Source organism: Microbacterium sp. AC215 (assembly GCF_979258645.1).
In genome coordinates this window covers 3347212-3373930 of sequence record NZ_OZ409869.1, presented here as the reverse complement: position 1 = coordinate 3373930, position 26719 = coordinate 3347212, and the positions used below count along the sequence as shown (strand labels likewise).

The window sequence follows — 26719 nt, the reverse complement described above, 5'->3', positions numbered from 1 at the left end:
GATCAGTCCGCAGTCGAGGTGGCCGTGAACTCCCAGGTCGCGGTCGCGGCGGCGCCCTGCGTGAGACCGGCGCCCGCGGTCACCGCGAAGCACAGCTGCACAGGCGTTCCCGCCGTCCCTGCCGGTGCGCCCTCGGCGAGAGGAACCGACGTGGCTCCCGTCTGAGCGCTCAATGTGGTGCCCGTCGCGACGACGGTTCCTGCCGCCGTGGCGTCGCACACGTCGCCCGCGTCGATGGCCGTCACGGTGTATGAGAGATTGGCCTCGTTGCCCCCCGTGCCCGCGGTGATCCCCGACGGCACCAGCGTGGCGCCGTTGGTGGTCGTGCTGTCGAGACGCACCCAGAACGGTGCGTAGACGACATCGCCCGGAGACATCGACGACGCCACGGCGGGCAGCTGGAAGACGAGCGCCGCTGCAGTGTCCCCCAGATCGACGTTGTGATCGTCGTACCCGTCGGTCGCGCTCGTCGTGGATCCCTCCAGATTGAACGAGCCTGCGGTGAAGGTGCCGGTCGCGAACTCGGAGTCGTTCCATGCCGCGAGCGTCACCCCGATACCGACGCCGAGCACCAGCCCACCGGCGAGCACTGCCAGAACCTTGCGTTGCGTGTCCTTCTCAGCCATGACATTCCCCCTCAGGAATCTCACGAGACGCAGATGGCTGGGGATGGTCGCCCTTCGCGGCCTGCATCCGGTACTCGTGTCGTTCCCGACAGCTTTGTCCACTTCCTGCACCTGTTCAAGGCCTTCCGCGTCACGATTGTGCATTCCGGCTCACGAATTGCGCAGAAACGTCTATCGGTTTCTGCGACCGATCGGATGGTTGCAGTTCGTCCAGAGCTGCAGCTCAGCTCGCGAGAACACGCTGCGCCTCGACGGAGACTTCGGCCGCGATGGTGTCGAGCAGCGCGGAGCGCAGGTTCCACTGTTGCCAGTACAGCCTGACTCGCAGCGGCGGCCCGCCGAGCGGCACGAGCTCGCGCTCCTTCTGCAGGAGCGGCAGCATCCCCCATCCGAGGCCGAGCCGCACGGCGAGCGCGTAGTCGTGCGACGCGGGCACGTAGTGCCGAGGAGCCCCGTGGTGCGCGACCCCCATCCGCTCGAGCCATTCGTGCTGAAGCGTGTCTCGTCTGTCGAAGTCGACGAAGGGCGCCGCGCTCAACGCCTCTCTGGTGACACCGGACGAGAACCAGCGATCAGCGAACGCCGGTTCTGCCATCGCGTGATACTCCAGCACGCCGAGCGGTGCGACGGAGCACCCGGCGACCGGCGCCGCCTCACTCGTGACCGCCGCCATCACCGTGCCGGACTCGAGCAGCCGAGCCGTGAAGTTCTGGTCGTCGCGGTGCAGGTCGAAGTCGAGGTCGTGGGCTGCCGAGAGCCGTGCGAGCGGAGGCAGGAACCACGTCGCCATCGAGTCCGCGTTCACGGCGAGCGGTATGCGGGTGCGGGGCGCCTCGTCGCCCTCGAGGCCGAGTTCTGCGAGGGCATCGTGCTCGAGGAGTGCCAACTGTCGTGCGAGCCGCACGACAGCCTCGCCCGCCTCGGTGAGACGGGCAGGCTTGGTGCGCACGACGAGGACCCGTCCGAGCTGCTCCTCGAGCGTCTTGAGCCGCTGGCTCACGGCGGAAGGAGTCACATGCAGCACCCGCGACGCCGCGTCGAGGGTTCCCTCGTCGGCCACGGCGGCGACAGTGGCGGCAAGCTCCGGATCGATCTTCACATTAGCCATGCTAATGGCACACAAGGAATCATCGCTGGTGCTCATGTCTGCGGCATCCGTACCGTGGACTCATGCTCTCCGTCTTCTCGGGTCTCGGACTCGGCCTCTCCCTGATCGTCGCCATCGGCGCGCAGAACGTGTTCGTCCTCCGTCAGGGCATCCGCAGAGAGCACGTCCTGCCGGTCGTCATCATCTGCGCCGTGTCCGACGCCCTGCTCATCGCCGCCGGCGTCGCGGGACTCGGCTTCGTCATCTCCGCAGCCCCGTGGCTCGTGGTCGTCGCGCGCTGGGCGGGGGCCCTGTTCCTCCTGGCCTACGGCATCCTCGCCGCCCGCCGCGCCTGGAGGGGCGGGGAGGAGCTGCGAGTCGACCGGACCGGTGCGGAGGGCTCGGCGCCCGGGTCGGGCGGCGGAGCCACGACGGCGACCCGCACCGCGCTCGCTCCCGTGATCGCGACGGTTCTCGCCCTGACCTGGTTGAACCCGCACGTCTACCTCGACACGGTCCTGATGCTCGGGTCGATCGCCGCGACGCACGGCGACGAGCGCTGGCTGTTCGCCGCCGGAGCGATCGCCGCCAGCATCCTGTGGTTCACCGCGCTGGGGTTCGGCGCCCGCTATCTCGGCCGCTGGCTGCGCACGGAACGAGCGTGGCGCATCCTCGACGCGCTGATCGCCGTCGTCATGATCACCCTGGCTGTCAGCCTGGTGCTGCCGGTGCTCGGCGGCTGACCCTGCGTCGCAGACGTGAGCGGACGCCCGTCAGTCGCCGTCGAGGGGCCGAAGGATGCGAGTGAGGAACCTCTGGGTGCGCTCATGCTGCGGCGCGCCGAAGATATCGGCCGGCGCGCCCTGCTCGACGACCACACCCGCGTCCATGAAGAGCACATGATCCGCCGCCTCGCGCGCGAAGCTCAGCTCATGCGTCACCACGACCATGCTCCACCCCTCGTCGGCGAGCTCCTTGATCACGAGCAGGACCTCCCCCACGAGCTCGGGGTCGAGTGCGCTCGTCGGCTCGTCGAACAGCAGGAGGTCGGGACGCAGCGCGAGAGCGCGGACGATGCCGACCCGCTGCTGCTGACCGCCGGAGAGCTCGTGAGGTCGAGCATCGGCCTTGTCGGCGAGCCCCACGCGGGCGAGCAGGACGCGGGCCTCGGCGACCACCTCGGCCTTGGGTCTGCCCTGCACCCGCCATGGTCCCTCGATCACGTTCTCGAGCACCGAGAAGTGCGGGAAGAGGTTGTGATGCTGGAAGACCATCGCCGACCGATCACGCAGCGCGAGACGCTTCTGCGCACGTGTGCGCTTCGACACCGGATCCGACGGGGCGAAGTCGATGTCGGGGCCCCCGGCCACGACGATGGTCCCGGCATCCGGCGTCTCGAGCCCGTTGAGCGCACGCAGCACCGTCGTCTTGCCCGATCCGCTCGGACCGATGAGCACGACGACCTCTCCGCGGTGCAGCGTGAGGTCGATGCCGCGGAGCACCTCGTTGTCGCCGAAGCGCTTGTGAAGGCCGCGGGCGGTGAGCAGGGCGTCGGCTGTGGACCTGGGCGAGTGCGCCGGATCAGTGAGCGACATTGCGATCGAGTCTCCTCTCGAGTGCGCTCTGGCCGAACGACAGCACCAGGCAGATCACCCAGTACACGAGCGCGGCAGCCAGGTAGACGACCATGAACTCCAGGGTCGCCGCCGCGATCTGCTGCGCCACCTTGAAGAGCTCGGTCACGAGGATCAGCGAGGCCAGCGACGTGTCCTTCACCAGCGAGATGAACGTGTTGGACAGCGGAGGCACCGAGACCCGCGCTGCCTGCGGAAGGATCACCCGCGTGAGTGTGCGCGTGCGATTCATGCCGACCGTGTACGCCGCCTCCCACTGCCCCTTCGGGACGGAGAGGATGGCGGCGCGCACCACTTCGGCTCCGTACCCGCCGACGTTCAGCGACAGTGCGATGATCGCGCTGGTCCACGGATCGAGCTTGAGTCCGATCGATCCGAGCCCGTAGAAGATCACGAACAGCTGCACGATCATCGGCGTGCCGCGGATGACCGAGATGTAGAACCTGGCGATGCCCGACAGCACGGGATTGACCGAGATCCGCATCAGCGCTGCGCCGATGGCGAGCACGAGACCCAGCGCGAAAGAGATCAGCGCGAGCGGAACCGTCACCGTCACCCCCGCGAGGGCGATCGGTCCGAGCGAGTCGAAGAACAGCTGCCAGGGATTCTCCATGGGTTACTGGGTCACGTCTTCGCCGAAGTACTTGTCGCTGATCTCGGCCAGGGTGCCGTCGGCACGCAGCTCTTCCAGAGCGCCGTCGATCGCCTCGACGAGGTCCGTCTTGTCCTTGGTGAAGACGAATGCCTGCTCACCGGCCTCGTCGGTCTCGGCGGCGATCTTCAGGCCGGACGGGCTGTTGGTGGTCTCATAGTCGAGGAAGGTCAGCTTGTCGTTGACGGTCGCATCGACGCGGCCCTGACGCAGCAGCTCGACGGCCTGCGCCCACCCCTCGACGCCTTCGACGGTGGCACCGGACTCGGTGGCCAGCTCGTACCAGTTGCTGGTGAGAGACTGCGCCGTCGTCTTGCCCTCGAGGTCGTCGAACGACGAGATCGAGTCGTCATCCTCGGCGACGACGATGACTCCCGGCGAGACGGTGTACGGGGTGCTGAACAGGTACTTCTCCTGGCGCTCCTCATTGATGCTCACCTGGTTGGCGATCACGTCGAAACGGCCCGCGTCGAGACCGGCGAAGATCGCATCCCACTGGGTCTCCTGGAACTCGACCTCGAGGTCGAGCTTGTCGGCGACCGCCTGGATGATCTCGACGTCGAATCCGGTCAGGTCGCCGGTTCCGCCGTCATCGTGGAAGCTGAACGGACGGTACGTGCCTTCGGTGGCGACCGTCAGCGTGCCGTCCGTGACGAGGCCGAAGCCGGATCCGCTCTCACTCGAGCTGCTGTCGGCAGGCGTGGTGCTTCCGCTGCACGCGGTGAGTGCTGCTGCGGCGACGACCAGTGCGGTGACTGCGATGATGCGACGGGACATGTGACCCTCCTGGGGTGCGGTGAGGCGCGAGTGCTGTGGCGCGGAACTCATTCACAGTACGCGGCATCGGACCGGCATCCCAACATCCGATGACGTCCGATGTCGTACTGCACGCAGAAAGGCCCCCGCAGAATGCGGGGGCCTTTCCGGAATAACACTCAGATGGCGTTGACGTCCAGCGGGATGCCGGGGCCGAACGTGGTCGACACGGCGCCCTTCTGGATGTAACGGCCCTTGGAGCTCGACGGCTTGAGGCGGACGATCTCCTCGAGCGCTGCGCCGATGTTCTCGTCGAGCTGCTCGGCCGAGAACGACGACTTGCCCACGACGAAGTGCACGTTGGCGTGCTTGTCGACGCGGAACTCGATCTTTCCGCCCTTGATCTCCTCGACGGCCTTGGCCGTGTTGGGGGTCACGGTGCCGGTCTTCGGGTTCGGCATGAGTCCACGCGGACCCAGGACCTTTCCGAGACGACCGACCTGGCCCATGAGCTCCGGGGTCGAGACGGCCGCGTCGAACGCGGTCCAGCCTGCGGCGACCTTCTCGATGAGCTCGGCGCCGCCGACCTCATCTGCACCTGCGGCGATCGCTGCCTCGGCCGCGGGGCCGGTGGCGAAGACGATGACGCGGGCGGTCTTACCGGTGCCGTGGGGCAGGATGACGGTGCCGCGCACCATCTGGTCTGCCTTGCGGGGGTCGACGGCGAGCTTCAGCGCGACCTCGACGGTCGAGTCGAACTTCGACGAGCCGGTCTCCTTGGCGAGGGCGACTGCCTCGGTGGGAGTGTAGAAACGGTCTGCCTCGATCTTCTCGGCGGCAGCCTTGTAAGCCTTGGACTTCGTAGCCATGATTATTCTCCTCAGCCCTCGACCGTGATGCCCATGGAACGGGCGGTGCCGGCGATGATCTTCGAGGCAGCCTCGATGTCGTTCGCGTTCAGGTCGGCCTGCTTGGTCTCGGCGATCTGACGGACCTGGTCCTTGGTGATCTTCGCCACCTTGACCGTGTGCGGCGTCGACGAGCCCTTGGGCACGCCGGCGGCCTTCTTGATGAGCTCCGCGGCCGGCGGGGTCTTCAGGATGAACGTGAAGCTGCGGTCCTCGTAGACGGTGATCTCGACGGGGATGACGTTGCCGCGCTGCGACTCGGTCGCGGCGTTGTACGCCTTGCAGAACTCCATGATGTTGACGCCATGCTGACCGAGCGCGGGGCCGATCGGCGGCGCCGGGTTGGCTGCACCGGCGTTGATCTGAAGCTTGATCAGGCCGGTCACCTTCTTCTTCGGTGCCATATCCTCTTCCTTTCATCGAACGGATGCCGGTTGCATCCGCTCTCCCGCGAACCCGGCATCTCCGGGCTGCGGTCGTCTGCGCGCACGCCGAAGCGGCACACAAACCAGACAAGTCTACCTGATGCGGAGCGGGCCCGAGAACGCGAGAACGGCCGCCCCGAATGGGACGGCCGTTCTCGGAGAAGCGTCGGTCAGACCATCTTCGTGACCTGGTCGAACGACAGCTCGACCGGGGTCTCGCGCTCGAAGAGCGACACGAGCACCGTGAGCTTGCCGCTCTCGGGCTTGATCTCGCTGATCGAACCGGGAAGACCCGCGAACGAGCCCTCCTTGATCGTGATGGTCTCGCCGACCTCGAAGTCGACCTCGGCCGGAAGCGGACGAGCGACGGCGAGGCCGCCCTTCGACGCGATGTTCTTGGCGGTCGGGACGTCCTTGACCTCGACGAGCGACTTCAGCATGTTGAAGGCCTCTTCGAAGCGCAGCGGCGTCGGGTTGTGGGCGTTGCCCACGAAGCCGGTGACGCCAGGCGTGTGACGCACGACCGACCAGGTGTCCTCGGTGAGCTCCATGCGCACGAGCACGTAGCCGGGGATGCGCACGCGGGTGACCATCTTGCGCTGGCCGTTCTTGATCTCGACCACGTCTTCCATCGGGACCTCGATCTGATAGATCTCGTCCTCGACCTCGAGCGTCGACTTGCGCTGCTCGATGTTGGCCTTGACCTTGCGCTCGAATCCGGCGTAGGAGTGGATGACGTACCACTTGCCCGGAAGCATCCGCAGGTCGAGGCGGAACGCCTCATACGGGTCTTCCTCGGCGTCGTCGCCCTCTTCGGACTCATCGTCGTCGGACTCGGCCACGGCGTCATCGTCGCCGTTGATGTCGGGTCCGTCGTAAGGGGTGACCTCGTCGGCCTCAGCGGCCTCGAGCTCGGCGGTCTCTTCCGCCACAGAATCGTTCAGGACCTCAGCGGCAGCCTCAGACTCGGCCGCTTCGTCCAGGTTGAGAGCGTCGTTCACGATCGCGTCCGCCTCCGGGTCGTCGATTTCGATGTCGTTGTCGTCGTCCTGCACATCGGCGTCGGCGTCTCCGTCGACGTCCTCGATGTGGAGGGCGACATGTTCGGCCGAGGTGACCGACTGCTCTTCCGCAGCGAGCACGTTGCCCTCCTGGGCCTCGTCCTCTTCGCTGGACTGCTCAGCAGCAGTCGCCCAGTCGGCGTCGTCGGAATATCGTTCAGACACGTTGTTTCTTTCCAATCACTGCGGCCAGGGCCGCGAGGGCGTCAGGCGCCCGGGACCCCGAAGACGATGTGCGTGACCCAGGCGAACAGGGTGTCGAGTCCGTAGACGATGCCCATGACGATGAGAACGAAGACGAGCACCACTGCGGTGAACTTGACCAGTTCCTTGCGGGTCGGCGTGACGACCTTGCGCAGCTCGGCGATGACCTGACGGAAGAACAGAGCGATGCCCCCGAAGAAGCCCACGATGCCACGCTTCTTCTCGCGGGTGGCGCCGGCCGCGACGACCTCGCCGCGCGGTTCGTCCTGATCCATCCTGAATGTACCTTTCGTGTGTCAGCGTGTGCTGACGCGCAGGGCGGACAGGAATCGAACCTGCAACCTGCGGTTTTGGAGACCGCTGCTCTGCCAATTGAGCTACCGCCCTAGAGACCGGGAGGTCTCGGGGTGTCATCTCCATCCTGCCATCGTTACCCGACCGCAAGGACCGGGGCACGGCGAAAGAATGCAGACAACAACTGCTCGTCAAGCATACGGCATCCGTCGGTCAGCGCCGAACCGGGCCCGCTCTCGTCGTTGTTGTTAGGCTCGGCGGGCGGACGAAACGGGAGGGGGCGCAGTGAGCGCTGACGTGCAGCAGTTCCAGGTGGACCTGCGCGGTGTCGTCGACCTCCTGAGCCGCCACATCTACTCGAGTCCTCGCGTGTATCTGCGCGAACTGCTGCAGAACGCCCGCGATGCGATCACCGCACGCCGCGAGGTCGACGGGCAGGGCGGGAGCATCCGCATCACCGCGCTGACGGACACCACGGGCGAGTTCATCCTGCGCGACGACGGGATCGGCCTGACCGCAGCCGAGGTCGGCGATCTGCTCGCCACGGTCGGCCGCAGCTCGAAGCGCGACATCTTCGACCTCCCGCGCAGCGACTACCTCGGTCAGTTCGGCATCGGCCTGCTGAGCTGCTTCATGGTCGCCGATTCGATCGTCATCCGCTCGCGCAGCGTCCGGGGCGGCCCGGCCGTCGAGTGGACGGGCAGCGCGGACGGGACCTTCCGCGTCGTGGAGATCGACGACGATCTGCCGATCGGCACGAGTGTGCATCTCCGCCCTCGTTTCGATGCCGACGAGCTGCTGCGCCCCGCGGCCGTGCGAGGGCTGGCCACCACCTTCGCCGAGTTCCTCCCCGTGCGGGTGATCCTCGACTCTCCGAGCGGCGACATCGACATCACCCGGCGCGCGCCGTTCCTCGACCCCGCCGACGACATCGACGGCGCCGTGCAGTACGGGCGCGACCTGCTCGGTGCGAGCCCGCTCGACGTGATCGAGCTCAGCGAGCCGGCCACCGGCACACGGGGACTCGCCTACGTCCTGCCCTACGCTCCCCCGCCGGGCGCCCGCCAGGCGACGCGCATGTATCTCGGCAGGATGCTCCTGGGCGAGCGGGTCGACGACGTGCTGCCCGAATGGGCGTTCTTCGTGCGCGCCGTGGTCGATTCGACCGGCCTCGCCCCGACGGCGAGCCGCGAATCGCTCGTCGACGACGCGGCCCTCGAGCGTGTGCGCGAGCAGCTCGGTGCCGGCATCCGCCGCTGGGTGCTCGAGCTGGGCCTGCGCGAACCGCACAGACTCGCCCAGTTCGTGGCGATCCACGAGGTCGGTCTGAAATCGCTGGTGCGGCACGACGACGAGCTCGCGCAGTTCATCACGCGCTGGCTGACCCTCGAGACCACCCACGGAACGATGCGCATCGGCGACCTCGTCGAACGATACCCGCACGTGCGATTCGCGCAGTCGGTCGACGAGTTCCGCCAGGTCGCGGGGATCTCCCCCGGGTCCGAGGTGCTGGTCAACGGCGGCTACCTGTACGACGCGGACCTCGTGCGGATGCTGCCGGAGCTCTACCCGCACGTGACGATCGAACTCGTCGACGTGGCCGGGGAGCTCGATCGTCTCGACCCTCCGCCGCTGGACGACCGCGACGCCGCGCTGGCCCTCGAGGCCCGCGCCGGCGGCGTGCTGACCGCATCCGGCTGCTCCGTCACCGTGCGGTCGATCGACCAGCCCGAACTCGCAGCACTGTACGTCGCCGACCCCGAGGTGCTGCGCAGGATCGACCGCGGCCGCACCAAGGGCATCACCGGATCGCTGTGGGGCGGGGTGCTCGACCGCATCGACTCGACCCTCTCGGCCTCCCGCGACGACGATCTCAGCGCGCGCCTGTGCCTGAACTGGTCGAACCGCGTCGTGCGCGCGCTCGTCCGCGTGCAGGACGACGCGGTGTTCGCCCGCACGGTGCAGCTGCTCTACATCCAGGCGCTGCTGGCGGGACACCATCCGCTCTCCGACGCCGATCGCGCACTCATGTCGACCGCGCTCTCGGACCTCGTCTCGCTGTCCGCCGGCATCGAAGCGGATTCGATCCCCTTCGACGACGCCCCCTGATCTCGCTCCGACCGCTCGCTCCGTTCGAAGGATCCCCCATGACCAGTCCGAAGAAGCGCTTCTCTCAGCTCATCGAAGAGATCGACCGCACGCCCTGGGGTCCGGCGGAGCAGGCGCTGGTGGCGGATGCCGTCTCGCTCGCCGTCGAGCTCGGCGACGAGCGGCTCGAGTACGAGGCGCGGATGAGGCAGACCGCCTCCGCGAACATGAACGGCGCGACGGATGTGATGCTGAACTCGTTCGCGTGGTGCCTCGCCCGACACGACTCCGACCCGCAGCGCTTCCCCGCCGACCTCGACTACGGCGGCGCCGATCTGATGTGGCAGTTCAAATGGATGGCGTCTTCTCTGCGTTCGTCGCCCGCGTTCTCGACCGAGCAGATCACCGCGGTCCTCGACGACATGGAGACGCACTATCGCAAGGCAGGGCTCGGCATGAGCGGAGTGCTCACGGCCCGATTCGAAGACGCCTGGGACGCCGGTCGACTCGACGACGCCGAGGCTCTGCGCGCGCAGCTCGAGGCCACACCCCGAGACGACCACAGCCACTGCGACGCCTGCGGACGCAGCCAGTTCGCCGGCTTCTTCGCCGAGACCGATCGGGATGCCGAGGCCATCCGACTCGTCGAGGAGATGCTCGAAGGCGGCTTCTCGTGCGGCGAGGAGCCCGAGCACGCACTGTCACGCGTGCTCGTGCCCTACCTTCGTGCCGGGCGCTTCGACGAGGCGAGGAGCGCGCACCTGCGCAGCTACCGGCTCGCGAAGGACAACCCGGACAACCTGCGGATCGTCGCCCACAACATCGTGTTCGCCGCCCTCACCGGCAACGAGGCACGCGCGCTCGCGCAGGTCGAGCGTCACATCGGCTGGCTCGCTCACGACGGACTCAACGTCGATGCCCACTTCGCCGCGCTGGCGGCGTTCGCCTTCGCCCTCGATCGTGTGACCGCGGCGGGTCACGGCGATGCCACGGTGCGCGGTGCCGACTCCCCCGCGCTCGAGGAGTTCTTCGGCGAGCACGACGGAGCCTGGGGCGCCGCCGAACTCGCCGCCACCGCGTGGGCTGCCGCCGAGCGCATCGGCTCGGACTTCGATCTGCGGGACGGCACCGAGGGCCACGCCCGCAGCCTCACCCGCCTGCGCGCTCTCGCCGACGAGCACTACGACGTGCCCATCCGTTCGGATGCCTTCGTCACTGCTCCGGACGCGGCGACACCCGACGATCCCGACGCGTGGTTCGAACGGGTCATGAACCTCGCCCAGTTCGGCGCGGAGCACGAGACGTTGCGCGCCCTGCCGCACGCGCTGAGCGTCGAGGACCCTTCGAAGCTCGCCGAGCTCCTGTCGATGCGCCTCGGCATCCTGATCGCCCTCGACCGAGCAGAAGAGGCCGCCGACCTGCTGCCCGCGCGGATCGATGCCCTGCGCGCCGCAGGCCTCGACGCACAGGCCGATCTCGAACTGCGCCTCGGTCTCGCGACCTTCGGCCTGAACACCCCCGAGGCTGCGGCGGCGCTCGAGGACGAGCTCGCGAACACGGACGCTCTGCCCGCATGGTCGCGCGGAGACCTGGCGATCAGCCGCGCGTCGCTGCACCTGCACGCGGATGAACCCGGCGCCGCCCTCGACATGGCGGAGATCGCGGCTCGCGCCTTCGCCGAGGCCGAGGACGCGCGCCTCTCGAACACGACGACGCTCGTCGCCATCTCGGCCGTGCTGCAGAAGGGCGACATCGAAGCGGCATCCGCTCTGCTCGATCGCTTCTTGGCCCAGGACGATCTCAGCATCGGTCATCGCGCGCAGGCGCTGCAGACGCGCGCGAAGGTGCGCGGCGGAAGCGAGTCGTTCGCGGAGGGCGCTGCGGATGCCGACGAGGCGACCCGTCTTCTCGCCGGGCTCGGTGCGACCACGGCCCTGGCCGCCGCGCACCTGCTCGCGGGGGCGCTCTGGGAGGACGCGGGCGACCCGGAGAAGGCCGTCACCCGCTACCGGGTCACCTCGCGGCTCGTCGCGCAGGAGGGCGGCGACCAGGCGGGCGCGGACTTCCGGCTCGCGCGCGCGATGCTCGCGGCCGGGGACGCCGAGGTGGCGGCCGAGCTGTTCGGACAGGTGCTCGAGCGCGAAGAGCAGGCCGAGGTGCCCGCCGCCTCCCGAGCGATGACGGCGTCTCTTCTCGCGCGCGCCCTCGGATCGGCCGGCGAGTTCGGACAGGCTGTCGGTGCATTCGGGTATGCGGGCGAGCTGTTCGGCGAGGCGGAGGAGCATGCCGACCAGGCGATGGCGCTGACCGAGCGCGCCAAGATCCTCGCCCGGTTCGACGAGCACGCGGAGGCGATCGCGACACTCGAATCGGCATCCGAGATCGTGCGCCGGGCCCCCGAGGCGGTCGGCGCCCTCGCTGACGTGCTGCACAACCTCGGACAGGCTTATGCGGCCACACAGGACGACCGCGCCTTCGCCCTCTTCGACGAGGTCGCCGCGCTCGCTCAGGAGCACGAGGCGGCGTGGCTGCTCGCCGACGTCACCGACTCGCGGGGCCGGGCGCTCGCCCAGTTCGGCCGCACCGACGAGGCCGTCGCCGCTGCGCTCACCGCGGCCGACGGATTCGCGGCGATCGGGGATGCGGGCTCGGCCGGCGGCTCCGAGCTGTTCGCCGCCCGTCTGCTGGTCGGCGACGACCGGGCTGCGGACTCCGTGCCGATCTACCGCAGCGCCCTCGAGCACTCCGACGGCTACCCGCCGCTGCAGCAGGTCTCGGCGCTCGAACTCGGCAACGTGCTCGAGGCGCTCGGACGCCACGGCGAGGCGACCGAGGTGCGGGCACTCCTCGACAGCTGACTCAGAGGACCTGCTGACTCAGAGGAACTGACGCCAGTTGGCCCGCGCGAGGTCGAGCAGCTCGTCTCCCTTGCCCGACATCACCGTGCGGATCGCGTACAGAGCGAAGCCCTTGACCTGCTCGGCCTCGATCGCCGGGGGCATCGACAGCTCCTGGCGCTCGGTCACGACGTCGAGCAGCGCAGGGCCGTCATGCGCGAGCACCTCGCGGACGGCATCCGGCAGGTCCTCGCTGTTCTCGACCCGACGGGCGAAGATCCCCATGGCCTCGGCGATGGCCGCGAAGCTCGGGTTGTCGAGCGCGGTGCCGTAGTTGACGAAGCCCGCGGCCTTCATCTCGAGCTCGACGAAGTTCAGCGACGAGTTGTTCACGACGACGGTCTTCACGGGCAGCTTGTTCTGCGTGAGCGTGAGCAGTTCGCCCAGCATCATCGCGAGCCCGCCGTCGCCGGCGAGCGCGACGACCTGACGAGCCGGATGCGAGACCTGCGCGCCGATGCCATGAAGCAGCGCATTCGCCATCGACCCGTGCGTGAACGAGCCGATCAGGCGTCGGTTCTCGGTCATCGACAGATAGCGGGCGGCCCACACGGTGGGCGAGCCGACGTCGGCGGTGAAGATCGCGTCATCCGCGGCCTGCTCATCGAGCAGCCGGGCGAGGTACTGCGGATGGATGGGGCGGCCCGCCTTGGTCGGCGTCGCGAGGTCGTCGAGCTTGGCCCTGGTCTTGCGATAGTGCGCGGTGGAGTCGTCGAGGTGACCGCGGTCGTTCGTCTCGGCGAGTCGCGGCAGCAGCGCCGTGACGGTCGCGCCGACGTCGCCGACCAGGCCCAGATCGAGCGGATGCCGTCTGCCGAGCTGCGAGCCGCGGATGTCGACCTGGATCGTCGTGGCGTGCTCGGGATAGAACTGCTCGTAGGGGAAGTCGCTGCCCAGCACCAGCAGCGTGTCGGCGGCTTCCATCGCCCGGTAACCGGAGGCGAAGCCGAGCAGCCCCGTCATGCCGACGTCGAACGGGTTGTCGTACTCGATGAACTCCTTGCCCCGGAGCGCGTGCACGATCGGCGCACCGAGTCGGTCGGCGAGTGCGATGACCTCGTCGTGAGCCCCCTCGACACCCGCGCCTGCGAGGATCGTGGTCTTCTTCGAGGCGTTGAGCAGCGTCGCGGCGCGCGCGAGCTCGTCTCCGCTCGGCACGATCACGGGGTGCGAGCGTTCGATGACCACGGCTCGGTCGTCGGCGATCTCCGAGAGCGCGACGTCGCCCGGGATCACGAGCACCGCGACCCCGCGCTGCTCGATGGCGGCGCGCATCGCGATCTCCAGCAGGCGCGGCATCTGCTTGGGGTCGGCGACGTACTCGACGTAGACGCTGCACTCGCGGAAGAGCTCTTGCGGGTGGGTCTCCTGGAAGTACCCCGTGCCGATCTCGGTGGTGGGGATGTGCGCGGCGATCGCCAGCACCGGCACCCGCGAGCGGTTCGCGTCGAAGAGTCCGTTGATCAGGTGCAGGTTGCCCGGACCGCACGAACCGGCGACCACCGCGAGCTCACCCGTGAGCGAGGCATCGGCCGCCGCCGCGAATGCCGCGGACTCCTCGTGCCGCACGTGCACCCAGCGGATGCCGCCGTCCTTCCGGAGGGCGTCGGTGAACCCGTTGAGGGAGTCGCCCGGGAGGCCGTAGACACGGTCGATCCCGTTGGCGCGGAGGGTCTTGACGATGTTCGCTGCGACGGTTGCCATGCTTCCAACCTACGCCCGGGTGCCGCGGAGGGATCCGGCATCCGTCGAACATCCGCTCTCCGGATGCCGCACTGCGGAGACGATGATGGGGGCGGATGCCGTGGCATCCGCCCCCATCAGGGAGAGTCGCTCAGCCGATGCGGATCAGCTTCTTGTTGACGAACTCGTCGGCGGCGAGGTGACCCAGCTCACGCGACGTGCCGCTGCGCTTGATGCCGCCGAACGGCAGCTCGGGGCTGTCGGCCAGCACCAGGTTGACGTAGACCATGCCCGCCTCGATATTGTCGGCGACACGCTCGGCCTGCTCGGCATCGGTCGTGAAGACGTACGAGCCGAGCCCGAAGGTCGTGTCGTTCGCGAGGGCGACAGCGGCATCCTCATCGGCGACCCGGTAGACGACCGCCGCGGGGCCGAAGAGCTCCTCGCGGTACACGTTCATGTCGGGCGTCACGTCGGCGAGCACGGTCGGGGCGAAGAACGCCCCGTCGCGGGTGCCGCCGGTCAGCAGCGTCGCTCCCTGCTCGACGGCCTGGTCGATCTGCTTCTGCAGGTTCTCCGCCGCCGTCTCCGACGAGACCGGGCCGAGCACGGTGTCGTCGAGCGTCGGGTCGGTCGCCTGCACCGATGCCATCGCGGCCGTGAACTTCTCGACGAACGAGTCGTACAGGTCGTCGACGATGATGAAACGCTTCGCGCCGTTGCACGCCTGGCCGTTGTTGTCGAGACGCGCGTCGACGCCCGCCTGCACGGTGGCGTCGAGGTCGTCGGTCGAGAGCACGATGAACGGGTCGGACCCGCCGAGCTCGAGCGCGACCTTCTTGAGGTTGCGTCCGGCGATCTCGGCGACCGCGGCGCCTGCGCGCTCCGAGCCGGTGAGCGAGACGCCCTGCACGCGCGGGTCGGCGATCATGTCGGCGATCTGCTCGTTGGTCGCGAGGACGTTCTGGTACGCGCCCGTCGGGAATCCGGCGTCGTGGTAGATCGCCTCGATCGCGGTCGACGACTCCGGGCACTGCGGAGCAGGCTTCAGCAGGATCGTATTGCCGACGATCAGGTTCGGCGCAGCGAAGCGGACGATCTGATAGGCCGGGAAGTTCCACGGCATGATGCCGACGAGCGGTCCGAGCGACGACCGGCGCACGATCGCCGAGCCCTCGCCGAGGATCGCGATCGGCTGGTCGGCCATGATGGCCTCGGCCTGGTCGGCGTAGTACTCGGCGATGTCGGCGGCGAAGTCGACCTCTCCGAGGGCGGCCTCGCGGGGCTTGCCCATCTCGCGCACGAAGACGTCGGCGAGCTCCTCGCGGCGCTCGCGGTGCAGCTCGGCGGCGCGACGGAGGAGCGCTGCGCGCTCAGCCACGGTCGAGGACCGGGACCATTCGCGGTGCGCCTCGTCGGCGGCCGCGACAGCCGCCTCGATCTGCGCATCCGTGAACGTGTCGAAGGACGCCAGCGTCTCTCCGGTGGCGGGGTTGATGACGGCGTAATCGGTCATGTTCTCTCCTCCTCTGGCCGACCGGTCAGGAGACCGGGATCAGCGTGTACTTGGTGGACAGGTACTCGTGGATGCCCTCGAGACCGCCCTCGCGGCCGACGCCGGACTGCTTGACGCCGCCGAAGGGGGCGGCGGCGTTCGACACCACGCCCACGTTGAGACCCATCATGCCGGTCTCGAGCCTGTCGATCATCCGCTGCCCGCGCTGCAGGTTCTCGGTGAACACGTACGAGACCAGTCCGTACTCGGTGTCGTTGGCGAGACGGACGGCCTCGTCCTCGTCCTCGAAGGTCGCGATCGCGAGCACCGGGCCGAAGATCTCCTCGCGGAGGATCGCCGAGCCCGCCACCACGTCGGTGAGCACGGTCGGCTCGTAGAAGGTGCCCGTGCCCTCGACGGCCTTGCCACCCGCGAGCAGGGTCGCGCCGCGCTCGACGGCGTCGTCGACGAGCTCGCCGGCCTTCGCGACGGCATCCTCGTCGATCAGCGGGCCGATGGCCACGCCCTCTTCGGTGCCGCGGCCGATCTTCATCGCGTTGACGCGCTCGGTGACCTTGCGGCCGAATTCCTCGGCGACGTCCTTGTGCACGATGAAGCGGTTGGCAGCGGTGCACGCCTGGCCGATGTTGCGGAACTTCGCGGCCAGTGCGCCGTCGACGGCCTTGTCGAGGTCGGCATCGTCGAAGACGACGAACGGCGCATTGCCGCCGAGCTCCATCGACACGCGCAGCACGCCCTCAGCGGCCTGGGCGATGAGCTTGCGGCCCACCTCCGTCGAACCGGTGAACGACAGCTTGCGCAGGCGCGGGTCGGCGATGATCGGGGCCGAGAGCGCCGACGACTTGGAGGTCTGCACCACGTTCACGACACCGGCGGGGAGGCCGGCCTTCTCGAGCAGCGACGTGAAGAACATCGTCGTCAGCGGCGTGAGTGCCGGGGGCTTGATCACCACGGTGCAGCCGGCGGCGAGCGCCGGCGCGATCTTGCGAGTGGCCATCGCGAACGGGAAGTTCCACGGCGTCACGAAGAACGAGGGGCCGACGGGCCGCTGCGAGACGACCATGTGGCCGGTGCCCTCCGGGTTGATGCCGTAGCGACCGCTGATGCGCACGGCCTCCTCGCTGAACCAGCGGAGGAACTCGCCGCCGTAGCCGACCTCGCCGCGCGCCTCGGCGAGCGGCTTGCCCATCTCGAGGGTCATCAGCAGCGCGAGATCCTCCTTGTGCTCCTGCACGAGGTCGAATGCCCGGCGCAGGATGTCGCTGCGGGTGCGAGGTGCGGTCGCGGCCCATGCGTCCTGCGCGGCGACTGCCGCATCCAGCGCGCGGATGCCGTCACCCGGTGTCGCGTCGGCGATCGTGCGGATGACCGCACCGGTCGCGGGGTCCTTCACGTCGAACGTGCCCCCGGTCTCGCCGTCGATCCACTCTCCCCCGATGAAGAGGCCGGTGGGGATGCTGTCGAGCAGCGCCTGCTCAGTCTGAGTGCTCATGGAATCTCTTTCTGTGGGGAGGATGGGATGCCGGTGCCGCGGGATTCCGTCAGCGCCGGCGGTTGCTCGCGGGAGCATCCATGCTGAGGGTCTCGCCGCGGAAGAACGCCGGGCGTTTGATGGACTGCCAGATCATGATGACGATGCCGATCACGATGATGCCGACGCCGAGGATGAACACGAGTCCGAGGCCTCCGATGTTCGATCCGCTGCCGTACGCGGGGTCCATCGAGTCGATGAGCGTCGTGACGAACAGGACGGCGAGGATCGCACCGCCGACGAGCGGGAACAGGAACGTGAAGAAGAAGCTCCTGGCGGAGTCGAACCACTGCTTGCGGAAGTACCAGACGCACGCGAACGCGGTGAGGCCGTAGTAGAAGCAGATCATCATGCCGAGCGACAGGATGGTGTCGGTGAGGACGTTCTCGCTGACGAGGCGCATCACGGCGTAGAAGACGGATGCGACGACGGCCGACACGATCGTCGAGTAGCCCGGCGTGAAGAACCGCGGGCTGACCCGGGCGAACTTCTTGGGCAGGGCGCCGTAGTGCCCCATCGCCAGCAGCGTGCGAGCGGGTCCGACTGCGGTCGACTGCAGCGAGGCCGCCGAGCTCGACAGCACCGCGAGCGAGACCAGGAACGCCAGCGGTCCGAGGATCGGATCCGAGAGCGCGAAGAACACGTTCGCCGAGATGTCCTCGTTCGCGAGCCCGTAGTCGCCCGTGCCGACGCCGGCGAACATGATGAGGCCGATGGCCAGCAGCAGGTAGAGGGCGACGACGACGACGACCGTGACCATCGCGGCGCGCCCCGGCGTCTTGGCCGGGTCCTTCGTCTCCTCGTTCATGGTGAGGACGACGTCCCAGCCCCAGAAGATGAAGATCGACAGCGAGAGCCCTGCGGCGAAGGCGCTGAAGGACGGAACCTCGAACGGGTTGAACCACGACCACGAGAAGGGGGTCGGCTCGGGAGCGTCTCCGGAGACGGCCTTGACGATCGCGACGGTGGCGAAGACCACGAGCACGAGCACCTGGAAGCCGACGAGGATGTACTGGAACTTCTGCGTCGTCTGCATGTCGCGGTACGACACGAGCGTCGCGCCGAGCATGAAGAGCAGGCACACGACGACGTTGATGATCGGGTTGAACGCCAGGTCGGCGATCTCGGGGTTTCCGCTGAGCTGGGCGATCAGCAAGAAGAGGAACTCGACCGCGATGCCGGCGAGGTTCGACAGCACGATGACGGTGGCGGCGATCAGGCCCCAGCCCGTCATCCAGCCGATCCACGGCCCGAACGCCCGCACTCCCCACGTGAACGAGGTGCCGGAGTCCGGCATCATGCGGTTGAGCTCGCGGTAGCCGAAGGCGGTCAGGAGCATCGGGATGAAGCCGACGAGCATGATCGCGGGCACCTGGGTGCCGACGACGGCGACCGTCGGGCCGAGCGATGCGGTGAGCGTGTAGGCCGGCGCGATGGTCGAGACGCCGATGACGACGGCTCCGAGCACTCCGACGGCACCCGCGCTCAGCCCTTTCTGCGAGATGCCGGTCGTCACACCGGATGCGGGCTCCGTCGCCCGGTTCGTGCTGCTCATCAGCGGACTCCTGCTTCGGCGCGGGTGCGCGGGACGACGATCATGGGAACGGGCAGTTCGTGCAGCATCTTCGCTGCGGTCGAGCCCAGGAACAGGCGGCGCGGCTGCGCCAGGCGGCTGGAGCCGACGAGGACGACCTCGCCGGGGAGCCACGAGAGGTTCGCGACGGCATCTTCGACGGTGTCGCCGGGGGCCTCTTCGACCTCGGCCTTCAGCTCGTCGGGCAGCAGGCTCTTGGCGACCTCGAGCACGTCGTTCGCGTGCGCGTCGCCGACCACGCGGATCGCGCCGGTGTCGAGACCGGGCGGCACGTCGAACGGCACGAGCGAGACGAGGCGCAGGCCGACACGGGACTCGGTGGCGATCGCGGCGGCCTCGTCGAGGAGGTTGTCGGCACCCGCGCGGTTGCCGACCGCGGCCGTCACGCGAGGAAGCACGTGATCGTCCTGGTCCGCGGTGCCCGCAGGGGCGAGCGCGACGGGGATGGTCGACGAGTGCAGCAGCTCCGACGCGACGCTGCCGAGGCGGTGGCGGCCGAAGATGCTGCCGCCGGCCGTGCCGATGACGATCAGCCTGGCGCCGAACTCCTCGCCTGCGGCGATCAGCCCTTCGGCGAAGGACTCGCCGAACCGCACGTGGCCCGTGCGGGTGAGCTCCTGCGGCAGTCGGACGACCGCATCCTCGAGCCATTCCTTCGCCTGGCGGCGGATGTGGTCCTCATACGCCCGCTCGGGGGGAACGGCCGCGCTGCGGGTGCCCTCCGACGGCAGCACGATCACGAGGTGCAGCACCGCGCCGAGGCTGCGGGCGAGCCGCGCGCCGAGCGCTGCGGCATCCGCTCCCGCATCCGTCGCGGTGTAGCCGACGACGACCGCCCCGGTCATCAGCCGACCTCGGCGGTGTCGCCGGCGGCGCGCGTCGCTTCGACGATGTTCGAGGCGACGAGGTGCCCCATGCGGATCGCGCCGTCGACGTGCTGATATCCGGCGCCCGCCATGTCGCTGCACGCGAAGTGGATGGGGCCGACGGCCGAGCGGAGGTCGGCGCCATAGCGGTGGAGTCCGCCCATGTCGAAGCTCGCCGCGTACGCTCCGCGGGTCCACTCCTCCGTGCCCCAGTCGCTCTCGTAGTAGACGACCGGGTTCTTCGCCTCGTCGCCGTAGTAGTGCGAGAGGGACTCGAGGATGCGCTCCTTGCGCTCCTCGGCCGACAGCGTGAACAGGTCGTCGGCGTTCTGGTCGCTGACGAAGCCGACCAGGGTGCCGCGCTCGTCGCCGTGGTTCGTGTTGTCGTACGCCTCGTGCGCGAGCTCGTACGGGCTGAACGCGGTGCCGCTGAGGCCCTGCTCGCGCCAGAACGGGCGGTCGTAGACGGCGTGCACCTTGATGACGAAGCCCATCGAGATGTGCTGGTGCATCTGGTGCTGGCGCCGGGGAAGCGGCGGGACGAAGGCGATACGGCTGTAGAGCACCGGAGCATGCGCGAGGATCGCGAAGCGGGCGCGCACGGTGGTGTCGTCGGTCGTGGCGGTCACACCGTCGACGCCCCATTCGAGCGAGCGCACCGGCTGGTTGAGGATGACGTCGTCGCCCAGGCGCTCGGCGAGCAGCAGCGGCACCTTCTGCAGACCGCCCACCACCCGCTTGTCGAGGATGAAGTCGGCGTCGACGAGGTAGGAGTACGACCCGGCGGATGCCGCCATGAGCAGCGACTGCAGCAGCGAGAACGAGTGCGTCGGCTTGGTGAGCATCGCGGAGCCGGTGGCGAAGGCGAGATTGCGCACGGCCTCGTCATCGTCGGTCTGCACACGCAGCCAGGCGTCCCAGGTGATCGAGTCCCATTCCTTCGCGAGCGGGTGCTCCCACGGGCGGTCGGGGTCGATCTCGGCGACCATGGCGTCGAGGCGCTCGGTGATCTCGGCGATGACGGCCTCGGTCTCAGCGGACACCGGGAACATCTCGCCGGTGAAGCGATGCGTCTGCCCGTCCGGACCGACGTAGACGCTGTCGCCCTCGCGATAGCGGCTGTAGGTCTCGAGCCCCAGCTCGTCGATGGTGTCCTTCAGGGCGTCCTGGTCGGGCGAGACCCACTGGCCGCCGATCTCGAGCATGGCGCCGTCGATGACGTCGGTCCACAGTCGTCCGCCGACGCGGTCACGCGCCTCGAGTACGGCGACCGACAGGCCGGCCTTGCGCAGGTCGTTCGCCGCCGTGAGCCCTGCGGCTCCGGCTCCGACGATCAGCACGTCGCGAGTGATCTCAGCCATCTGCTTCTCCTTCATTGGAAAGGTTGTGCCGGCCGCGACTCGAAATCCCCCGATCCTCGTCGCGGCCGGACGTGTGGTGGCAGTCGCGGACGAACCGCGGCTGCTGGTCTGTCAGCCCGCGGTGGCGGCGAGCGCGGCCGCGACGACGTCGAGGCCCTCGTTCAGGAGGTCGTCGCCGATCGAGAGCGGCGGGAGGAACCGGATGACGTTGCCGTAGGTGCCGCACGTCAGGACGATGACGCCCTGCGCGACGCAGGCCTTGGCGACCGCGGAGGTGAGGGCGGCGTCGGGCGCGTTGGTCTCGGGGTCGACGAACTCGGCGGCGATCATGGCGCCGTGGCCGCGGATGTCTCCGATGCGGGTGTCCTTCTCCTGCATGGCTCCGAGGCGTGCCGTGAGGATCTCGCCGATCTCGCGAGCGCGGTCGATCACGCCGTCGTTCTCGAACACATCGATCGCGGCGAGCGCCGCAGCGCAGGCGATCGGGTTTCCGCCGTAGGTGCCGCCGAGGCCGCCTGCGTGCGAGGCGTCCATGATCTCGGAGCGCCCCGTGACGGCGGCGAGGGGCAGACCGCCCGCGATGCCCTTGGCGGTCGTGATGAGGTCGGGCTCGATGCCGAAGATCTCGCTCGCGAACATGTGGCCGGTGCGGGCGAAGCCGGTCTGCACCTCGTCGGCGATGAACACGACGCCGTTCGCGCGGCACCACGAGGCGATCGCCGGGAGGAAGCCCTCCGCCGGGACGATGAAGCCGCCCTCTCCCTGGATCGGCTCGATGATGACGGCGGCGAGGTTGTCGGCGCCGATCTGCTTCTCGAGCTGCAGGATCACGCGGGCGGCGGCCTCTGCGCCGTCGAGACCGTCGCGGAACGGGTACGACATCGGCGCACGGTACACCTCGGGGGCGAACGGGCCGAAGCCGCTCTTGTACGGCATCGACTTCGCGGTCAGCGCCATGGTGAGGTTGGTGCGGCCGTGGTAGCCGTGGTCGAAGGCGACGACGGCCTGGCGACCGGTGTGCTTGCGGGCGATCTTGATCGCGTTCTCGACGGCCTCGGCGCCGGAGTTGAACAGGGCGCTCTTCTTGGCGAAGTCGCCGGGAGTGAGGCGGTTGAGCGCTTCGGCGACACCGATGTACGACTCGTACGGCGAGATCATGAAGCAGGTGTGCGTGAACTGCGCGGCCTGCGCGGCCACGGCTGCGGCGATCTTGGGGTGCGCGTTGCCGACGGTCGTCACGGCGATGCCGGAGCCGAGGTCGATCAGCGAGTTGCCGTCGGCATCCACGACCACTCCCCCGCCTGCGGCGACGGCCGCGACGGGAACCGTGTGCCCGACGCCGGCGGCGACGGCATCGGCCTTGCGGGCGAGGATCTCGGCCGAGCGGGGGCCGGGAAGGTCGGTGACGAGACGACGCTCCTGGGGGAGGTCGGGTCCGCCGAGCGGGACTGCAACAGCTGCGGTGTCGAGGAGAGCCATGTCCGTGAGCGTACGACCGCATCCGACGTCGGCGCATTCGCCCGGCTGTACAATCTGGGAGAGATCATCGCCCGACCGTATAAGCGCTGATCCGGATGCCGAGAGGACCGCAGCGCATGGACGACGCCGAACAGCCCACGCTGCGCGCTCTCTTCCGGCGCCGCGATCTCGGGCTCGTGCTGATCTCGGACGCGGACGGCCTTCCGGACGGCGCCCTCGATCGCCCCCTGCGGTGGGTGCACAGCTCCGACCTCGCCGACCCGACGCCGTTCCTCGCCGAGGACCTCGCACTGCTGACGACGGGCACCCAGTTCGACGTCGGCACCGATTTCGACGTCTACGTCGGGCGGCTGGCGGATCGCGGGGTGCTCGGCCTCGGATTCGGCACGGACGTGCACCGTGCCGCGATCCCCGACGAGCTGATCCTCGAGTGCGCACGCCGCGGGATCCCCCTCTTCGAAGTCCCCTATCGCACGCCCTTCATCGCCGTCGCCCGCGCGCACTCCGAAGCGATCGCGGCGCAGGCCTACGCCCGCAGGTCGTGGGCGCTCGACACCCAGCGCGCACTCGCACTGGCCGCGCTGCGCCCCCGCGGACTCGACGCGACCGTCGCAGAGCTCGGCCGCCGTCTGGATGTCTGGGCCGGAATGTACGACGCGTCCGGCGCCCTGCAGCTGTCGCACCCCCGATCGGCCGTCACTGCAGGACGACTGACCGAGCTCGGCGAACGGGTCACCGAGATCCTCACCCGTGGGCTCGAGGCCGGGCAGTCGCTCACGATCGACGATCAGACGTTCACGCTCTTCACGGTGGGGCGCGGCGGACACCTGCGCGGGGTGATCGCGTTGGCTGTCGATGCGCTCGACGCCGAGGCGCGCACGGTCGTGACGTCGGTGATCGCGATGGCCGGACTCGCGCTCGAGCAGAGCGACCAGCTCGCCCGCAGCAAGCGTCGGCTGAACTCGCAGCTGCTGAGCTCGCTGCTCGACGACGATCCGTCCCTCGCGCGGAAGGTCCTCGGCTCGATGCCCTCTGCACCCGTGGTGGTCGCGATCGCCGCGGATGCTCCGACCGGCCCGTTCGCCGACTGGTGGGATCGGCGCAGGGCCGAGCACGGCACCGCCAGCTTCCTCGCCGAATCATCCGAGGGCGTGGTGCTCTGCCTGTCCATGGCCGATGACGCACTGCTCGACGAGGTCGCCACCCGGTTCGGCATCCGCATCGGCGCGTCCGGTTCCGAGTCGTACGACGCGTTCTCCCGAGCCCACGCACAGGCGCTCGCGGCGCTGCGCCAGCAGTCCGGCGCCGGGGTGTTCCACTTCGCCGATGCCGCCGGATCCAGCATCCTCAGCGCACTGGCCACGGATGAGGCCCGACTGGTCGCCGAATCGCGGCTCGCGCCGATCCGCGACCACGACGCGCGATCCGGCGGCGACCTCGAACGGTCGCTGCGCACCTGGCTCGAGCACGATGCGAAGGCGGATCCTGCGGCGGCGGCACTCGGTGTGCACCGCCACACGCTGCGGTCGCGGATCGCCCAGGCCGGAGCGCTCCTGGGAAGCGACCTCTCGTCGTTCCCCGCCCGCGCCGAGCTGTGGACGCTGCTGCAGACCGCACGGGACTGAACCGGGGTCCTCGACCGAACGGCCGGCGGTCCCCGCCCGGCGGGGTGGCGGATGCCGGGCCTCCGCCATCCGCGCGCCCTTCAGTCGGGCCGTCGTTCAGCGGGGTGAAGGTAGCGGCCGACGAACTCCTCGAAGAGCGGGACCATGTCGACGGAATCGTCGAGGAGCCACTGGAGCTGGATGCCGTCCATGACCGCGCTGATCAGCCGGGCCGCCCGAGCGGGGTCGATGTCCTCGCGCACCTCTCCGTCGGCCTGACCTCGCCGCAGGATCTCTTCTGCGGCCACGGCGCGCTCGCGGTATCGGGCGGCGAAGTCGGCGTGCGACGGGTGGCCGGGGTCTGTGGCCTCCGCCGAGACGATCGCGTAGAGGGCGGTGAGACCCCGCGAGGTCTGGTTGTGCGCGACGACGCGCGTGGCCTGTTCGATCAGGGTGTGCTCGGCAGGGTCGCCCGCCGCCTCTCGCACCTTCTCGTCACGTTGGTGGAGCACCTCGGCGAAGAGCTCCTCCTTGCCCGCGAAATGGTGCAGCAGGCCGGTCGGCGTCACGCCGACGCGCTTCGCGATCTCCCGCAGGGATCCACCGTGGAATCCCGTGCGGGAGAACACCGCGAGCGCTTCGTCGACGATCGCCTGCCTGCGCGCCTGGCCGGTGGCGTAGGGACCGCGGGGCCGTCGCGCCGCCATCGGCTGCTCATCCGTGCTCATGCGCCCGTCCTGTCTCTCGGCGCGAAAGCGCGGACCTCAGCCGTGGTGGCCGTTCCCCGTTCCCCACGACGAGCCGAACACCTGCTGCCGCATGGCGGGCCGCAGGCGCTGCTCCATGTCGCGATCCACGAAGTAGTCCTTGAGTGTATCTTTCGTGAGCTCGTTGCCGATCGCGGCCATGATCATCGACTGGTCGAGCGACAGGTAGCGCTCGGCGATCGTGCCGCTCTTCACCGCCACCGCGTCGAAGAACCCGCCGGGGCCGTAGGCGCCGAGGTCCGTCTCGATGCCGCGCAGGTTGTCGAGCGCGCCCGTGCGATCGTACGGAAGCGCCAGGAACGCGGCGTGCGGCGTCACGACCCCGTCACCGAACTCCGGAGCGGGATCGGTCCCCGTGGTGCATCCGGGCCTGTCGATGTCGACGTCGGTCTTCTCCGCGTCCGAGGTGTACCCGTCCGCCCGCATCCCGGCTACGTCGACCCCGTACTCCGCGTACCCGCCGAACGGGTCGCTCGCGGGCGAGAAGCCCCAATAGCCGTATCCGGCCTCGTCCAGCCCGTGCTGCTTCTGCACGGCGACGGTGATCGGGTGGTTGAGCTTCCACGAACGCGGACCCCACGTGGTCTCCGGCACGAGCAGGTCGGGCATCAGCGACTCGAACATGCTGCCGCCCCAGCTCGGCACGAACGACATCCCGTCATATGCGTAGGCGCCCTCCCACACCTCGACGCCGTCATAGGTGCGGTACTCGCCCTGAGGGAGCTGCTCCTGCCACGCCCAGTCGCACCCGGGAGGCATCGTGCGATGCGTGCCGTACAGGGCCGTGGCCGGGATCTGACCGTTCGCGATGCCGAGGTAGGTCGCGATGCGGCTCTCGCTCACGGTCGTGTCGTAGTGGTGGCACGTGTAGAACGCGGTGTCCCCCGAGCCGTTGTACATCGGCGCCTCGACGCTGCAGTCCGGCGGAGCCGCATCCCAGAAGCCCCCGCGGTTCGTGCCTGCAGGGAGTCCTGCCGCGCCTTCGGGGTCGAAGAACGCCGCGAAGTCCATGGAGTCGTACAGCGCGTCCGCCTGCTGCGCGAGGTCGGGCTCCGCTTCGCGGACGATGCGCAGTGCGGCGGCGAGCCACCCGTTGTCGACCGTGCTGAGGAACGGGTGCACCGGGTCTCCCGAGTCGGGCCATGTCGTGAGCTTCTCGCCGGTCGTCGGCGAGTACCAGTTGTAGAACATGCCGCTGGCGTCGTTGCGCTCGAGGGTTCCGAGCGTCTCCAGCGTCATCGACATGCGATCGCGCGCCTCCTCGTCGCTGATGACTCCGAGGTCGCGAGCCGTGACCGTCGACCACAGGTATCCGCCGATGTTCGTCGGCGAGGTGTAGGCGCTCGGCGTCTCGAGGTCGCCGCTCACGTTGTCGGCGGGAAGGCCGGTCTCCTCATCGGTCATCGCGTCGAGGGAGTGCCAGGTGTCCACCGCCCAGCGGTTCAGGTCACCGGTGCCGGGGCGTCCACCGCCGGCCGTCGCGGGCCCGGCGACCGTCAGGCCCGCAGTCACGAGTCCGATCGTCGCCAGCGTGCTCATCCATCGCTTCATCGTGTCTCCTCATCGAGAACGGCGCCGCCGAGCGCGGCGCTCCGACCTGCGAAAACCTAACACGTGTTCGTTGTTCGCTCAACCCCCTCCTCGTGACAGGAAGGCGACCGGAATCGACGGCGCGTGCGGGCGCTC

The 26719-nt window shown here is 68.9% G+C and carries 22 protein-coding genes and 1 tRNA gene; 4 read left to right on the top strand and 19 right to left on the bottom strand.

What is annotated here, in order from left to right; translation table 11 throughout:
* Nucleotides 1-2: 2 nt before the first annotated feature.
* Together ACZZZF_RS16400 and ACZZZF_RS16395 are read right to left on the bottom strand one after the other, a co-directional pair.
* Nucleotides 3-626 carry a SipW-dependent-type signal peptide-containing protein gene (locus ACZZZF_RS16400; RefSeq protein WP_053097436.1) on the bottom strand — a complete coding sequence of 208 codons (624 nt, stop codon included), beginning with the start codon at nt 624-626 and terminating at the stop codon, nt 3-5.
* A gap of 223 nt (nt 627-849) precedes the next feature.
* Nucleotides 850-1725 (bottom strand): LysR family transcriptional regulator ArgP, encoded by an 876-nt coding sequence (locus ACZZZF_RS16395; RefSeq protein ID WP_463499598.1) that lies wholly within the window; start codon nt 1723-1725, stop codon nt 850-852.
* 71 nt (nt 1726-1796) lie between these two features.
* On the opposite strand from ACZZZF_RS16395, the gene lysE reads away from it, so the two are divergent.
* Entirely contained in the window at nt 1797-2456 is a 660-nt protein-coding gene (gene lysE / locus ACZZZF_RS16390) for an L-lysine exporter (protein ID WP_363521265.1), read from the top strand.
* A gap of 30 nt (nt 2457-2486) precedes the next feature.
* Here lysE and ACZZZF_RS16385 read toward each other — a convergent pair whose 3' ends face one another.
* From ACZZZF_RS16385 to ACZZZF_RS16350, 8 genes are all read right to left on the bottom strand, one after another.
* On the bottom strand, nt 2487-3308 hold the full coding sequence (locus ACZZZF_RS16385) for an amino acid ABC transporter ATP-binding protein (RefSeq protein ID WP_285364042.1): 822 nt from the start codon (nt 3306-3308) through the stop codon (nt 2487-2489).
* Nucleotides 3295-3960, bottom strand: a complete 666-nt coding sequence (locus ACZZZF_RS16380) for an amino acid ABC transporter permease (protein WP_053097440.1) — start codon at nt 3958-3960, stop codon at nt 3295-3297. The genes ACZZZF_RS16385 and ACZZZF_RS16380 overlap by 14 nt, the downstream gene beginning before the upstream one ends.
* 3 nt (nt 3961-3963) lie before the next feature.
* Nucleotides 3964-4776 (bottom strand): amino acid ABC transporter substrate-binding protein, encoded by an 813-nt coding sequence (locus ACZZZF_RS16375; protein WP_285364039.1) that lies wholly within the window; start codon nt 4774-4776, stop codon nt 3964-3966.
* Nucleotides 4777-4934: 158 nt separating this feature from the next.
* Complete coding sequence (gene rplA, locus ACZZZF_RS16370) at nt 4935-5624, bottom strand: 50S ribosomal protein L1 (protein ID WP_053097442.1); 690 nt, start codon at nt 5622-5624, stop codon at nt 4935-4937.
* Between the two features lie 11 nt (nt 5625-5635).
* Nucleotides 5636-6067: a 50S ribosomal protein L11 gene (rplK, locus tag ACZZZF_RS16365; RefSeq protein ID WP_053097443.1), complete on the bottom strand. Its 432-nt coding sequence runs from the start codon at nt 6065-6067 to the stop codon at nt 5636-5638.
* A gap of 191 nt (nt 6068-6258) precedes the next feature.
* The gene (gene nusG / locus ACZZZF_RS16360; protein ID WP_056279788.1) at nt 6259-7314 is read right to left on the bottom strand and encodes a transcription termination/antitermination protein NusG; all 1056 of its coding nucleotides are present in this window, start codon (nt 7312-7314) and stop codon (nt 6259-6261) included.
* Nucleotides 7315-7355: 41 nt separating this feature from the next.
* Nucleotides 7356-7628 carry a preprotein translocase subunit SecE gene (gene secE / locus ACZZZF_RS16355; protein WP_053097445.1) on the bottom strand — a complete coding sequence of 91 codons (273 nt, stop codon included), beginning with the start codon at nt 7626-7628 and terminating at the stop codon, nt 7356-7358.
* A 39-nt stretch (nt 7629-7667) separates the two neighbouring features.
* Nucleotides 7668-7740, bottom strand: a tRNA-Trp gene (locus ACZZZF_RS16350).
* A gap of 192 nt (nt 7741-7932) precedes the next feature.
* On the opposite strand from ACZZZF_RS16350, the gene ACZZZF_RS16345 reads away from it, so the two are divergent.
* Complete coding sequence (locus ACZZZF_RS16345; RefSeq protein WP_400341816.1) at nt 7933-9756, top strand: HSP90 family protein; 1824 nt, start codon at nt 7933-7935, stop codon at nt 9754-9756.
* A gap of 38 nt (nt 9757-9794) precedes the next feature.
* Nucleotides 9795-12593, top strand: a complete 2799-nt coding sequence (locus ACZZZF_RS16340; protein WP_372983954.1) for a hypothetical protein — start codon at nt 9795-9797, stop codon at nt 12591-12593.
* A gap of 18 nt (nt 12594-12611) precedes the next feature.
* Here the strand turns inward: ACZZZF_RS16340 and poxB are convergent, their stop codons facing one another.
* From poxB to gabT, 7 genes are all read right to left on the bottom strand, one after another.
* A complete protein-coding gene (poxB, locus tag ACZZZF_RS16335) occupies nt 12612-14336 on the bottom strand; it encodes a ubiquinone-dependent pyruvate dehydrogenase (protein ID WP_187250345.1) in 1725 nt (574 codons plus the stop codon).
* 130 nt (nt 14337-14466) lie between these two features.
* A complete protein-coding gene (locus tag ACZZZF_RS16330; RefSeq protein WP_056279780.1) occupies nt 14467-15831 on the bottom strand; it encodes an NAD-dependent succinate-semialdehyde dehydrogenase in 1365 nt (454 codons plus the stop codon).
* A gap of 25 nt (nt 15832-15856) precedes the next feature.
* Nucleotides 15857-17323 (bottom strand): NAD-dependent succinate-semialdehyde dehydrogenase, encoded by a 1467-nt coding sequence (locus tag ACZZZF_RS16325; RefSeq protein ID WP_053097450.1) that lies wholly within the window; start codon nt 17321-17323, stop codon nt 15857-15859.
* Nucleotides 17324-17372: 49 nt separating this feature from the next.
* A complete protein-coding gene (locus ACZZZF_RS16320) occupies nt 17373-18917 on the bottom strand; it encodes an APC family permease (protein WP_463499595.1) in 1545 nt (514 codons plus the stop codon).
* On the bottom strand, nt 18917-19801 hold the full coding sequence (locus ACZZZF_RS16315) for a universal stress protein (protein ID WP_053097452.1): 885 nt from the start codon (nt 19799-19801) through the stop codon (nt 18917-18919). Before ACZZZF_RS16315 ends, ACZZZF_RS16320 begins: the two co-directional genes overlap by 1 nt.
* Entirely contained in the window at nt 19801-21183 is a 1383-nt protein-coding gene (locus ACZZZF_RS16310; RefSeq protein WP_463499593.1) for a flavin monoamine oxidase family protein, read from the bottom strand. The genes ACZZZF_RS16315 and ACZZZF_RS16310 overlap by 1 nt, the downstream gene beginning before the upstream one ends.
* Nucleotides 21184-21294: 111 nt before the next feature.
* Nucleotides 21295-22662, bottom strand: a complete 1368-nt coding sequence (gene gabT, locus ACZZZF_RS16305; RefSeq protein WP_463499590.1) for a 4-aminobutyrate--2-oxoglutarate transaminase — start codon at nt 22660-22662, stop codon at nt 21295-21297.
* A 116-nt stretch (nt 22663-22778) separates the two neighbouring features.
* Here gabT and ACZZZF_RS16300 point away from each other — a divergent pair, with 116 nt between their 5' ends.
* A complete protein-coding gene (locus tag ACZZZF_RS16300) occupies nt 22779-24287 on the top strand; it encodes a PucR family transcriptional regulator (RefSeq protein ID WP_072591661.1) in 1509 nt (502 codons plus the stop codon).
* Between the two features lie 80 nt (nt 24288-24367).
* Here the strand turns inward: ACZZZF_RS16300 and ACZZZF_RS16295 are convergent, their stop codons facing one another.
* A complete protein-coding gene (locus tag ACZZZF_RS16295; protein WP_056279772.1) occupies nt 24368-24994 on the bottom strand; it encodes a TetR/AcrR family transcriptional regulator in 627 nt (208 codons plus the stop codon).
* Between the two features lie 36 nt (nt 24995-25030).
* Nucleotides 25031-26584 carry a glucoamylase family protein gene (locus ACZZZF_RS16290; RefSeq protein ID WP_463499588.1) on the bottom strand — a complete coding sequence of 518 codons (1554 nt, stop codon included), beginning with the start codon at nt 26582-26584 and terminating at the stop codon, nt 25031-25033.
* Nucleotides 26585-26719: the final 135 nt, after the last annotated feature.